We start from the raw sequence: 12,617 nt of genomic DNA, 5'->3' as shown, positions 1-12,617 counted from the left end.
CGCTGGTGATCCCTTCGAGACTAGCGTTCGTCCCATGGCGTGGTGGTCTACACTGCGGCCGCAAGAGGCCCAATGAGGCGAGGAGCTCAAAGTGGACTGGAAGAATAAGCGCGGCCGCACGGCTTTCGCAAAACCATTGCTGCTCGCTGCACTGGCCAGTGCGCTCTACGGCTGTGGGCCGGCTGAGCCCTCTTCGGCGCCCAAGCAGGTGCAGGTGCAGCGTTTCGCCGGGGTGGCGCTACCGGGGCGCGCCGCGGATGCGCGGGCCGCAGGCTTCAAGGACTGCGAAGCTTCGTACTACGGCTACACGTGCCAGTTCTCGGGCAAGTTCATTGCCCTTGGGATTGAGGCAAAAGCGGCCTCAGTCACGCTGAATGGCCGGGACAAATTCACAGCGGACCCTGGCAAGGCCAAGAACCTCGAGGGCGACGTTCGCTCGATGCCTCCGGAGGTGATCAGCTACGACGAAATCACCGTCGCGTTCGCGGCGCCGAACTACGATCAGCGGTGCGTTGACAAGGCCACCCGCACGAACCCGTCGGCCAGTTGGGATCGGCCGGTCGGATGCCTTCTCAATCGCAACTCGATGCCGGGCCTGCGGGATGTACTGGAGCGTGGCTCCTGGCAGTTGGTCAACAGCCGCCGCGGCTACCGGTACATGCACCCTCAGGAGGGTGTGTCGATCGATCTGCGCGATAACGCCGCTCAGATCACTCCGGTCAGTGCCGAGATTCGCGACGGGACCCTGAAAGAACTGGCAAACAGACGTGCCGCGGAGAAAGCAAAGGAAGACGCCGGGCGAAAGTTCGTCAACGACATGGCGAAGTGAGCTCGTATCAGCGCGGGCGGAACATGAGCAGCGAACTCCAGACTCAGGAAGCCGGCTTCGCGCCAGAATCCGTGCCAGGCGAGCCAGTCGCGAGCTTGCAGCGCGAGGTCCAGCGCAAGCTGGGGCGCTGCATGCTTCGGCTGCAGCAGTACGAGCGCCTGGTCAAGGCGTTGGCGGTCGACTTCGAGATCGCCGGGCCTTCCGATGAACTCGAGGACATCCGGCGCAAGCGCGGCGAAGCCGTGTCAAAACTGACGCTCGGGCAGTTGGTCAACGAGCTCACCGGTACCTACCTGCAGCCGCAACAGCCTGGGGCGGCGCAGTCCGAGTGGGATCCGGACGACTCCAGCCGCATTTGGTTTCGGATGCAGACCCGCATGACGCTGGGCCAGGCAGACTACGATCAGGTCGTCAGTGGCCTGAAAGAGTTGGTCGCGCTTCGCAATGAACTCGTGCACCACTTCATTGAACGCTTTGACGTCTGGTCGGTCACCGGGTGTCAAGACGCCGATGCGTACCTGGACGCCAGCATGGTCAAGGTCGATGGCCACTACGACCGACTGCGCCATTGGGCGCTGTCGATGGATGAAGCGCGCCGGCGAATGGGCGCCTTCCTTGCGAGCCCTGCCAGCACTGACCTTCTGTTCGACGGTATCTACCCGGATGGCTCCGTTGACTGGCCCAAGTGCGGCATTGTGCGTTGCCTGCGCGCGGCAGCCGCTGAGGTGGCTGTCGATGGCTGGGCCAACCTCGACCGAGTCATCGCGAGGATGAACCTCGATCACCCTGAGCAGACGCTCGAGCGCTACGGCTGCACATCATGGCGCCAAGTACTGCACGAGTCCAAGCAGTTCAAGGTCCGCCGCGAGCCTGGCTCTGCGCAGCAACTGGGCCGCACGGAGTTTCAGAGTCTTCCGGAGCCCTGAAAAGTGAATGTCTGCGATCGCTTATCTATGTCCGCAGCTCTTCGTCGGGAAGCGAGACGCAGATGCCGTAGAAGCAATCGATCAGATCAGTTTGTTCGATCCAGGCCTCATCCCGCGTCGGGATTTCCTCCGGCGTCAGGATGAGGAGACGATGAAAAGAAGAAGCCTATGTATCTGAAAAAACTCTCAAGTCGAAATTTCCGATCATTCGACAAAATCGATATTCCCTTGTGCAGCGATCTGACAGTGTTCGTCGGAGAAAACAACGCGGGCAAGAGCAATGCCATCGACGCGGTGAGGTTGCTGACGTTACCGCTCAGCGGGCGGCGAGAACTCTACTGCGAGACGACGGACATTCGTTTCGGCAGCGCAACCCCAGAATTCGAACTCGAAGCGCACTTCGCAGAACTCAGTCCTGCCGAGGGTGGTCGCATGCTGTCTGCTGTCACCGACGCATCGCTATCGACATGCGTCTTCGGTCTGAACTACAACGAGGAGGGAGCGCGCCTTCCTGTTCGGCCGCGACTGTGGGGTGGCGTGCATAAGGACATGCCCGAACTGGGCAGCCACGACATGATTCGCCACGTCTACCTGCCGCCGTTGCGTGACGCCAAAAGAGCTCTGGCCTCGGGCAATCCGACAAGAATCTACGCACTCTTGAACCACTTTCTCGGCTCACGCGATGCTGAGGATGTCGCCAAAGAACTGAGACGAACAAACTCGTCTGAGATCCTGAAAGAAGTAGGAGTGGCAGTCGGAGGGAACCTTGGCGCCCTGACTGCCGGGGTTCGCAAGCAACACACTTCGTTGAGTTTTGCCAACGATGAGAAGCTGATCGATATCGCGCGCGATCTGCGCTTCAAGCTGGCCGATCATGGTATTGAGCCTGAGGACCTGCGCTATTCAGGACACGGATACGCCAACTTGCTCTTCATGGCGACGATTGCGATCGAGTTGGAAAGAGCGAACGACGTCGATCTGACGCTCTTCCTGGTGGAAGAACCGGAGGCTCATCTGCATCCCCAGCTTCAAGCTGCCGTGTTGGGCTTCTTGGAAGAGCAAGCAGAGAAGTCGAAAACCAGAGCCGAGACACCGCATGGGCCTGCCGGCCGCGTGCAGGTTGTCGTCGCGACCCATTCCCCGAACTTGTCCGCTTGGGTAGACAGCAAGAAAATTGTTTTCTTTCGCTCCGCGGTTGCGGCCGACATTCCGGCTCCTGAAGCGATAGAGGTCTCCCACAATGCGAGCGTCGCTCCGATAGTGGCGGCCGTACCAGTTCCTGCGGCGGCTGAGACAGCGCTGGCGAAAGCCGCGCACCAGGTCCTCGCCACAGGCGCTCCATCCGCACCACCGGTCAAGCGGCGGGTGACACGGTGCATCCCACTTGCGCAGCTTGCACTGGATCCCTCTGAACGTCGAAAAATCGACCGGTACCTGGACGTCACCAAATCGGCCTTTCTGTTCGGTGGTCGTGTTCTTCTTGTCGAAGGCATCGCAGAGGCACTTCTTCTACCTGTTATCGCCAAGAAAAGCGTCCTCAAGGACAAGCCAGAGAAGCACCGACTCTTCCGCTCGGCGGTCTTCGTTCCGATCGACGGTGTGGACTTCGACCCGTATGCCAAGTTGCTTCTGACCCACCATGAAGGTGCTTGCCTGGCCGACCGACTTGTGGTCATCACCGACGGAGATGGATGGGCACTTGGGCTGGGCGAAACGAGCGCTGGCGCAGACCGGAAGGCAAAGCTCGAAGCGTTCGCCAAGAAGCAAAATGCGTCAGCGCTGCTGACGGTTTCAGTGAACGATTTCTCGCTGGAGTCCGAGTTGGTCCGTGCGGGGAACGAAGCTCTGATGAAGAGCGTGTACCTTGCCCTTCACAAGAAATCTGAAGCGAAATGGGACGCGGCAATCGCGGCCGGCGCTGGTGAACCGCAGGCCCGTGCGATTCAGGACCTGTTCGATGACACACCCAAAGGGGATTTCGCGCAGCTTCTCGCCGACGCCATCTGCACCGCCGAGGAATTCCATGTGCCCCAGTATCTGAAGACGGCGATCGAGGCGCTGGTGCATTGAGCGCCCCATTCACTTCGACGCCAGAGCAATCCCAGATCATTGCGTGGGATGGCTCTGCATTTGTGGCGGCCTGTCCTGGAGCGGGGAAGACCCGTGTACTGGTCGAGCGAGCGCGCCGGCTACTCCAGACGAAGACCTCGCCGCAAGGGATCGCGTTCCTGTCCTTCACCGAAGCCGCCGTCTCGGAACTGGAGGGTCGATTGCGTAAGGAAGGGTTGCTCCTTCCGCCGGTGCTACCCAGCTTCATCGGTACCTTCGATAGTTTTTTGTGGCGTTTCCTGGTCGCTCCGTTCGGTATCCCGGGATCCCCTGCGCGGCCCCGGTTGATTCCCGATATTGACTCGCGAGAGGTTACGCCGTATCCGAATGCCAGGCCCCTAACGCTCAAGTGCTTTGATCGACTCACGGGTAAGCCTGTCGCAGACGAACTGAAGAGGCAGAACTTCACTGCCTCTACGACTGCTCATGAGACGGCCGCCAAACAGATGCGGGCGCGATTCCTTGCACGCGGTGAGCTTGACTACGCCGACGCGCGCAGTGTCGCGTTGGAGAGGCTGCGAAGCCACGGCCCTGATTCCCCTTTGGCACATGCGCTGCGTGCGAGGTTTCGTGAGTTGATCGTCGATGAAGCGCAGGATTGCAATCCGGCCGATCTGGAAATCATCCAGTGGTTTCGGGATATGGGAATGCCCGTGAAGGTGATCTGCGATCCCCATCAATCCATCTACGGCTTTCGTGGAGGTGTCACGGACGAGCTGTTCACTTTCGCCGCGACGTTCCCCGACAAAGAGCGATTCTCACTGACGGGGAATTTCCGCTCCAGCCAGCACATCGTACGGGCGGTGGCGACGCTGAGGAACAACAGCAGTGGGATGACTGTCGACGAAGCGTTGGGGGAGCACAAGGACGAGCCGACACCGGTTTATGTGCTGGCCTATCCAGGCAAGAGCGTGCCTTCGACGGTGGGCAATCATTTTCGAGGCCTCATCATGAACCTGGGCCTGAAACCGGAAAACTGCCCCGTTGTCGCGGCGACCAAACTCAGCGGATCACGCGCGCTAGGCGTTGCGGCCGATGACGATACCAGCGACGCATCCTACCGGCTGGCGGCGGCGGTGTGCGAATTCCATTCGTCCTTTGAACTCGGTGGACGCCAAGATGCCCTGGAGGGCATCCACAAGATCGTTTTAAGGATCGAGGGACATCTCTCCACGAAGACCTATCGCCAGCACATGCAGGAGATCGGAAGTGATCATTCGAAGTGGCGGCCGGACATTTTGTCCTTGGCCCGAAAGCTTCGCTATGACCCCACCCTCTATCCTTCCCGAGACGCCTGGCTTCAGCAGGCCCGAGCGGTGCTGGCTCCACGTCTCCCTCCGGGACTGCGCACGATCAATCAGATCCTTCAGAACCGCGCCAACCTGGACGCTGCGCTTTCGGTCGCACCGACACACGGCCTGTCGGCGCGTACCATTCACAGCGTCAAGGGGGCCGAGTTTCCTGCTGTCTGCGTCGTCCTGTCCGTAGCCAAGGCCGGGGAAATCCTGGACTACTTGGAGAGCGGACAGTCCCCAGAATCAGCGGAAGAGGCACGCAAGACCTATGTGGGCGCATCACGGGCACAAAGGCTATTGGCTATCGCGATCCCGAAGTCGCGCGCGGATCGCCTGACGGCTCTGCTTGGATCGAGCGGCAGGCCTGCCGAGATAGTCAAATTGGCGCTCTGAGTCAGGATGCAGGGATCGCAATGGATTCAATCGCGGTGCTCAACCTTGGATGACTTATGCAATCCGGTGGTGGGCGGACCTCCCGCCGTCCACTTGTCCGTCGCGGGCAAACCCCTAATAACATTTGCTCACATTCGTTGAGACTGACCTCACCCACTTTTGGGTGAGGAGAACGAAATGAAGAAGATCGCATTCGCATTGATCGCTCTGGTGCTGAGCGTCGGGGCCTGGGCCCATTCCGGCGGTACAGACAAGAACGGCTGCCATCAGGAAAAGGCAACCGGCACGAGGCACTGCCACTGAGTCGTCGGTTCCGGGCGGGGAAGAGGCTAGAAGGAGTCAGGCTCGCCGTGTCGGTGAGGAGCCTGCACCACGATGAATCCCCCTTCGCCGCGCCTGCCTCTTTTGCCTTTCCCGTATCCCCCCTGATAGGATACGGTCGTGCACGGCGAACACCTCCACCAAAGTCACCCGGATCTCGTCAAGCGCTTGAAGCGCGCAGACGGGCACCTGCAAAACGTCATCGAGATGATGGTGAGCGGGCGCGACTGCGCGGACATCGCACAGCAACTGCACGCGGTCGAAAAAGCAATCAGCGCAGCCAAGAAACTGCTGATCCACGATCACCTGGATCACTGCCTCGAGGAAGTCGCAGCGTCGCCCCGCGACTTCGGTAAGGCCATCGCCAACTTCAAAGACATCACGAAGTACCTGTGAGCGCGAACACCGCCCAACTGTCGAGGTCGATCGCCCCCACCAAGGCCGGGGTGATGCTGCTCGTGCGTTGGTTGCTGGTGCTGGTCATCGCCGTGGACTTGATCAGTTCGCCGTTCCACGCGCACCACCACGAAAGCGGCCCGGAAGGCTACTCGAGCCACGCCGGCCAGCTGGATGCGGGCCACTCGTCCTTCGAGCAAGTGGCTCAAGACGACGACCATTCGCTGCATGTCGATTCGGACAACACGGATCACGGTGGCGGGCATTCGATGTCGGCGCTGCAAGGCACTCCAATCCAGCCCGTCAGTCCGGACTCCGCGCCAAAGCTTCTGGCACTTGTGCCGCTGTTCGTTTTATTCGGGCTCATCACGCAGCCCGTGGCCGAAGCGCTGGTGCGCTGGCGTCCTGATCGAGAGCGGGAGCCCATCCCGCTGTTCCGAACCGTTCCCCCTGACGGCCGCGCGCCGCCCCAACTCCACGTCTGAAGCCCTGGTGGCGCCATTGCGGCGCTGCCTTCTCCTCGTCGCCTGACTGCGCGGCGGGATCGCTTTCTCGTGGAGTTTCTATGTCCTATTTGCTCGCCCGCCGTGTCGCGCTCGGCTGCGCGTCCAGTTTTCTCATGGTGGCCAGCGCCGTTGCGGCGACGCCATCGAACGCCGAATTCCCGGTGTCCGCCGCACAGATGCAGGCCCTCGGCATCACGCTTGCGCCACTGGAAAAGCCATCGGCGATCAACGGGATGGCCTATCCCGCCCGCGTGGTGGTGCCCCCCAGCGGCAACCAGGTCATCAGCGCCCCGTTCGGTGGACGGGTCGAAGAACTCCTCGTCGACGAGCAGCAGTCCGTCAAGTCCGGCCAACCGCTGCTGCGCCTGAGCAGTCCAGAGTACGGTGACCTGCAGCTCAAATTGCTGGAGGCGGCCAGCAAGGCCAGGCTGACCGGTCAGACTGCCGCGCGCGAGCGACAGCTCTTCTCCGAGGGGATCATTCCGGAGCGGCGTGTCCAGGAAGCCAATGCCGCCAACCAGGAAGCCGCGGCCCGTCTGCGGTTTGCCGAAGCCTCTTTGCGCCTCGCCGGGGTCGATCCTGCAGCCATTCGCAAGATGGGCGACGCTGGCAACCTGCAGGACGGCCTCGTCGTGCGGGCCAGAAGCGCCGGAACGGTCGTCGGTCTCGATGTGAAAGCCGGGCAGCGCGTGCAAGGTTCGGACTCCCTGCTGCGCCTGGTCAACACGGCGCAGCTCTGGCTCGACATCCAGATCCCGTCCGATCGCCAACAGCAGGCGCTCTCGAGCAAGACCGCCGGCTCGATCACGGTGGTCGGGCGCGAAGCCAGCGCAACGCCGATGTCGGTCGGTGCCACCGTGAGCGACAACCAGACGGTCACGCTGCGCGCCCGGGTGGTGGGCGGCGGCGAGCTGCTGCGTCCGGGCGAAGTCGTGCAGGTCAAGGTTCCGTTCGCGGAGAACACCGCCGGCTGGGCGCTGCCCCTTCCAGCGATTGCCCGTCAGGACGACAAGGCCTATGTGTTCGTTCGAACCGAAAAGGGCTTCGTCGCGCAGCCGGTCAATGTCATCTCCAGCGCGGGTCAATCGGTCCAGGTCACCGGCAATCTGCGTGCCGGCCAGCAGGTGGCGACCGGCTCCGTGATCGCACTGAAGGCGGCATGGCTCGGCAAGAGCGGAAGCAATTGACATGCTCAACCGCCTTGTTCAGTTCGCGCTGTCACAGCGCCTGTTCGTGCTGCTCGCAACCGCTCTGCTTGCAGGCTTCGGCTGGTACGCCTTCCGCAATCTGCCGATCGATGCCTTCCCCGACGTGTCCAGCACGCAGGTGAAGGTCATCATGAAGGCGCCCGGCATGACGCCGGAAGAAATCGAGAGCCGCATCGCCGGCCCGATCGAGGTCGAGATGCTCGGCATCCCGCAGCAGCGCATGCTGCGCTCGGTGTCCAAGTACGGCCTGGTGGACGTGACGGTGGACTTCCAGGACGGCACCGACATCTACTGGGCCCGCCAGCAGGTGTCCGAGCGCCTGGCCAACATCTCGGCCGATCTGCCCGCCGGCATCAGCGGCGGCATGGCGCCCGTCACAACACCGCTCGGCGAAATGTTCATGTTCACCGTCGAGGCCGATGGGATGTCGCTGGAGGACCGGCGCAGCCTGCTCGACTGGGTGATTCGTCCGGCCCTGCGCGCGGTGCCGGGCGTCGCCGACGTGAACGCGCTGGGCGGCAAGGTGCGCAGCTTCGAGGTGGTGCCGGACCCCGTCAAGCTCTCGGCACTCGGCGTATCGACTGCGCAGCTCAAGAGCGCCATCGAAGCCAACAACCGCAACGACGGCGCAGGCCGGCTCGGCGAAGGCGGCGAAGTGCTGCTGGTGCGCAGCGAAGGGAACATCAAGACCGCGGACGACCTGCGCGCGATCGTGGTCAGCCGCAAGGACGGCAACCTCGCGCGGCTGGGCGACGTGGCGCAGGTGCGCGACGGCAGCGTCACGCGCTACGGTGTCGTGACCAAGGACGGCAAGGCTGAAGCGGTCGAGGGCCTGGTGCTCGGACTGGCAGGCGCCAATGCCCAGAAAGTGGTCGAAGGCGTGACGACGAAGCTCGCGGAACTCAAGCCCACCCTGCCCAAGGGCGTGGAGATCAAGGTCTTCTACAACCGCGCCGAGCTCGTGAAGAAGGCCGTCGGCACGGTGTCGACCGCACTCATCGAGGCGACGATCATCGTGCTGGTGCTGCTGGGCGCCTTCCTCGGCAACGTGCGCGCGGCCGTCGCGGTTGCCGTGATCCTGCCGCTGTCCGCGTTGAGCACTTTCATCCTGATGCGCGCCGTAGGCATGTCGGCCAACCTCATGAGCCTGGGCGGCCTGGCCATCGCGCTGGGCATGCTGGTGGATGCCGCGGTCGTGGTGGTCGAGAACATCGTGCAGCACATCAGCCGCGAGAAGGAAGACAGCAAGCTGCCGCGGCTGCATGTGGTGCTGCGCTCGGTGCGCGAGGTGTCGGTGCCGGTCTCTGCCGGCATCCTGATCATCGTGACCGTGTTCCTGCCGCTGCTGACGCTGCAGGACCTGGAAGGCAAGTACTTCGTACCCGTGGCGATGACCATCGTGTTCGCGCTGTTCAGCTCGCTCGTGCTGTCGCTCACGGTCATTCCGGTGCTGTCGTCGTTCCTGCTGAAGAAGGTCGCGCACGAAGATCCGTGGCTGCCGAGAAAGCTGCTCAAGCTCTACGAACCGGTGCTCGGCTGGGCGCTGGGTCACCAGAAGGTCGTGTTCATCGTGGCCGGCGTCATGCTCGCCGCGGCAGCGGGCGTCTATACCCAGGTCGGCAAGACCTTCCTGCCGGCGATGGACGAAGGCGACATCATCGTGGGCATCGAGAAGCTGCCTTCGGTGAGCCTGGAAGAAACCGCCGCGTTGGACCTGAAGATCCATCAGGCCCTCATGAGCCAGATCCCGGAGATCACCGGCGTGGTGGCGCGGGCTGGCTCCGACGAGATCGGGCTCGATCCGATGGGCCTGAACCAGACCGACACCTTCCTCGTGCTCAAGCCGCGCGCCGAATGGAAGATGGCCAACAAGGACGCGCTGATCGCCAGGATCCGCGAGGTGCTCGATCAGATGCCGGGCATCAGCTACAGCTTCACCCAGCCGATCGACATGCGCGTGTCCGAAATGATCATTGGCGTGCGCGGCGACCTCGCCATCAAGATCTTCGGCCCCGAGCTCGACAAGCTCAACGAGCTGGCAGGCCAGGTCGAGACGCTGATGAAGACGGTGCAAGGCAACCAGGACGTGTACACCGTCGAGAACGACGGCGTGCAGTACCTGCGGGTGGTCGTCGACCGCCTGAGTGCGGGGCGCTACGGCCTGTCGGTGGAAGACGTGCAGGATGCCTTGCGGGTCCAGATCGAGGGCCAGCGCGCCGGCACGGTGATCGACGGCAACCGGCGCATTCCGATCGTGATTCGCGGGCCCGACAGCGTGAAGATCTCGCCGGCCGAGTTTGCAGCCCTGCGCATCACGACATCCGATGGCCAGAGCGTTCCGCTCGAAACCTTGGCCACCCTGACGCGTGAGAGCGGCCCGGTGAAGATCGACCGCGAGATGGGCAGCCGCTACAGCGTGGTGATCGCCAATGTCACCGGACGCGACCTGGTCGGCTTCGTCGACGAGGCCAAGGCCAAGGTGGCGGCCGAGGTGAAGCTGCCCACCGGCTACCGCATCAGCTGGGGCGGCCAGTTCGAGAACCAGCAGCGCGCCGCGGCACGGCTCTCCCTCGTGGTGCCACTGGCGATCGGCTTCATCTTCCTGATCCTGTTCACCACCTTCGGATCGGTACGCCAAGCCTTGCTGGTGCTCAGCAACATCCCGTTCGCGCTCGTGGGCGGCATCGTCGGACTCTGGGTGACCGGGGAGTACCTGTCGGTGCCGGCCTCGGTCGGCTTCATCGCACTGCTGGGCATCGCGGTGCTCAACGGCGTGGTGCTGGTGAGCTATTTCAACCAGTTGCGCGCCGAAGGGCATGACCTGGTCACCTGCGTCACGCAAGGTGCCCGACGGCGGCTGCGGCCGGTGCTGATGACGGCGGCGATCACCGCCTTCAGCCTGGTGCCGTTGCTCTTCACCAGCGGGCCGGGCTCCGAGATCCAGCGCCCGCTGGCGATCGTGGTGATCGGCGGCTTGATCACCGCCACTGCCCTGACGCTGATTCTTCTGCCGCTGCTGTACCTGCGGTTCGCCTATGCGCGCGATCAGCGCGACGACCCAACGCTGGAGGTGCGTCATGCATGAGTACTGCCTGAACCTGATCTGCCCGCCAGCCGTTGAGGAAAAGTTGCTCGACGCCTTGCTGGAGAGCGAAGACAGCGAGGTTTTCACCAGCGTCCAGATTCACAGCCACGGCGCGCCTCATGGACGGTTGAGTGCGCAGGAGCAGGTCATGGGCCGCAGTCGCGCTACGCAGATCCAAGTCCTGCTGAGCGGCGGAGCCCTGACCCAGCTGCTCGAGCGTCTTCAACGCGACTTTGCCGGCACTGGCATCCGTTACTGGGCCACGCCCGTGGCCTTCGAGGGAGAAATCAAATGAAGTTGTGGACCGGGATCGCAATGATCGCCTGGGCCTTGCCCGTGTTCGCTGAGAACCAGGCGACACCGCCTGACCTGCCTCCCACCGTTTCGGCGCGGCAGTGGATCGAGCAGGATCCGACCGTCCGCGAGGCCCGCAGCGCCCAGGCGGCCGCGGGCCATTCGGCAGCCATGATTGCCGCATCGCCGAATGAATGGACCACCCGGCTCACCGCGCAGCGGCGCAGCTTCGACGATGGCGGCCCCGCCTCCAAGGAGTGGCACGCGCAACTCGAGCGCCCCATTCGCATCAACGGCAAGGCGGACCTCGACCGACAGCTCGGCGAAACGGAGCAGGTCATCGCACAGGCCAAGGTCGGAGAGGCCGTCCACGAGGCCGCGCGCTCCCTGCTAGACCTCTGGATCGACGGGCTCTCTGCGGCGCAGACCCAGAAACTCTTCCAGGAGCAGCAGTCCTTTGCGCAGGCCAACCTGAAGGCCGTGGAGAGCCGCAAGAAAGCTGGCGATGCCTCGGCGCTGGATGTCAGCGTGGCCACGGCCGACTTCGCGGACGTGGAGCGCCAGGCCAGCCTGGCGGCCTCCAACCTCGCCAAGGCGCGGGCCAAGCTGCGCGTTCGGTTCCCAGGCGCCCAACTGCCCGCGCAGCCGATGGCCGATCCACGCCCGCCGGCGGAGGCAGAGGCCCGGTGGCTGGAGCGCGTGCTGGAAGCCGCCGATCCATTGCGCATCGCCGAAGGACAGTTGCGCAAGGCCGAACTGGCCGCCTCACGTGCCTCGGCCGATCGCGTCCCCGATCCGACCGTCGGTGTCTTCGCGGCGTCCGAGGCTTTCCGCAGGGAACGCATCGTGGGCGTCAGCGTCAGCATTCCGTTGAGTGGCACCTACCGCGACGAGCGCATGAAGCAAGCGCTGCAGGAGGTCGAGGTGGCGCGCGCAGCCGTCGATCGGCAGAAGCGCGAGCTGGAAACGGCAGTGGCCGAGACCTATGCAGACGCCACCGGCCATCTCGCACGCTGGCAACTCTCCGAACGCGGCGCAACGGCCACCGGCGAGAGCGCGCGACTCACGCAGCGCGCGTACTCGCTGGGAGAGGCGGACCTGCAATCGCTGCTGCTGGCCCGACGCCAGTTCCTCGAGGCCTCCCGCGCAGCGCTCGAGGCTCGTGCCGACGCGCTGCGTGCGACCTATCGGCTCCTCATCGACGCGCACCTGATCTGGGACCTGGCGCTCGAGTGAGCGCGCCTTGCCCGTACTT

11 protein-coding genes are annotated in these 12,617 nt (G+C 63.4%); all 11 read left to right on the top strand.

All coding sequences use genetic code 11. The annotated features are described in order from the left end of the window. Positions 1–91: 91 nt before the first annotated feature. The 11 genes from R0232_RS25775 (at position 92) to R0232_RS25725 (ending at position 12,598) form a co-directional block, all read left to right on the top strand. Complete coding sequence (locus tag R0232_RS25775) at positions 92–829, top strand: hypothetical protein (RefSeq protein ID WP_431509921.1); 738 nt, start codon at positions 92–94, stop codon at positions 827–829. Between the two features lie 23 nt (positions 830–852). Next, entirely contained in the window at positions 853–1,755 is a 903-nt protein-coding gene (locus R0232_RS25770) for an OST-HTH/LOTUS domain-containing protein (protein WP_431509920.1), read from the top strand. Positions 1,756–1,923: 168 nt separating this feature from the next. Beyond that, positions 1,924–3,825, top strand: a complete 1,902-nt coding sequence (locus R0232_RS25765; RefSeq protein WP_431509919.1) for an ATP-dependent nuclease — start codon at positions 1,924–1,926, stop codon at positions 3,823–3,825. After that, positions 3,822–5,552 (top strand): UvrD-helicase domain-containing protein, encoded by a 1,731-nt coding sequence (locus R0232_RS25760; RefSeq protein WP_431509918.1) that lies wholly within the window; start codon positions 3,822–3,824, stop codon positions 5,550–5,552. The genes R0232_RS25765 and R0232_RS25760 overlap by 4 nt, the downstream gene beginning before the upstream one ends. Positions 5,553–5,729: 177 nt before the next feature. Next, positions 5,730–5,855 (top strand): YHYH domain-containing protein, encoded by a 126-nt coding sequence (locus R0232_RS25755; RefSeq protein ID WP_159273336.1) that lies wholly within the window; start codon positions 5,730–5,732, stop codon positions 5,853–5,855. Between the two features lie 138 nt (positions 5,856–5,993). After that, entirely contained in the window at positions 5,994–6,269 is a 276-nt protein-coding gene (locus tag R0232_RS25750) for a metal-sensing transcriptional repressor (protein ID WP_431509917.1), read from the top strand. Next, positions 6,266–6,754 carry a hypothetical protein gene (locus R0232_RS25745; protein WP_431509916.1) on the top strand — a complete coding sequence of 163 codons (489 nt, stop codon included), beginning with the start codon at positions 6,266–6,268 and terminating at the stop codon, positions 6,752–6,754. Before R0232_RS25750 ends, R0232_RS25745 begins: the two co-directional genes overlap by 4 nt. 80 nt (positions 6,755–6,834) lie before the next feature. Beyond that, on the top strand, positions 6,835–7,962 hold the full coding sequence (locus R0232_RS25740) for an efflux RND transporter periplasmic adaptor subunit (RefSeq protein ID WP_431509915.1): 1,128 nt from the start codon (positions 6,835–6,837) through the stop codon (positions 7,960–7,962). Position 7,963: 1 nt separating this feature from the next. Continuing rightward, on the top strand, positions 7,964–11,068 hold the full coding sequence (locus tag R0232_RS25735) for an efflux RND transporter permease subunit (RefSeq protein WP_431509914.1): 3,105 nt from the start codon (positions 7,964–7,966) through the stop codon (positions 11,066–11,068). Continuing rightward, positions 11,061–11,363 carry a DUF3240 family protein gene (locus R0232_RS25730; RefSeq protein WP_431509913.1) on the top strand — a complete coding sequence of 101 codons (303 nt, stop codon included), beginning with the start codon at positions 11,061–11,063 and terminating at the stop codon, positions 11,361–11,363. The genes R0232_RS25735 and R0232_RS25730 overlap by 8 nt, the downstream gene beginning before the upstream one ends. Next, the gene (locus R0232_RS25725) at positions 11,360–12,598 is read left to right on the top strand and encodes a TolC family protein (RefSeq protein WP_431509912.1); all 1,239 of its coding nucleotides are present in this window, start codon (positions 11,360–11,362) and stop codon (positions 12,596–12,598) included. Before R0232_RS25730 ends, R0232_RS25725 begins: the two co-directional genes overlap by 4 nt. The last annotated feature ends 19 nt before the right edge of the window (positions 12,599–12,617 follow it).

Source organism: Variovorax sp. DAIF25 (genome assembly GCF_050711835.1).
Taxonomy (GTDB): domain Bacteria; phylum Pseudomonadota; class Gammaproteobacteria; order Burkholderiales; family Burkholderiaceae_C; genus Variovorax.
Note: the sequence above shows the minus strand (reverse complement) of the source record. Positions and strands in the feature narration are given on the sequence as shown.

Bases quoted from the DNA above. Each gene is read 5' to 3' on its own strand.
- R0232_RS25740 (WP_431509915.1), top strand. From the start codon at position 6,835: ATGTCCTATTTGCTCGCCCGCCGTGTCGCGCTCGGCTGCGCGTCCAGT.
- R0232_RS25725 (WP_431509912.1), top strand. From the start codon at position 11,360: ATGAAGTTGTGGACCGGGATCGCAATGATCGCCTGGGCCTTGCCCGTG.
- R0232_RS25770 (WP_431509920.1), top strand. From the start codon at position 853: ATGAGCAGCGAACTCCAGACTCAGGAAGCCGGCTTCGCGCCAGAATCC.
- R0232_RS25730 (WP_431509913.1), top strand. From the start codon at position 11,061: ATGCATGAGTACTGCCTGAACCTGATCTGCCCGCCAGCCGTTGAGGAA.
- R0232_RS25765 (WP_431509919.1), top strand. From the start codon at position 1,924: ATGTATCTGAAAAAACTCTCAAGTCGAAATTTCCGATCATTCGACAAA.
- R0232_RS25755 (WP_159273336.1), top strand. From the start codon at position 5,730: ATGAAGAAGATCGCATTCGCATTGATCGCTCTGGTGCTGAGCGTCGGG.
- R0232_RS25735 (WP_431509914.1), top strand. From the start codon at position 7,964: ATGCTCAACCGCCTTGTTCAGTTCGCGCTGTCACAGCGCCTGTTCGTG.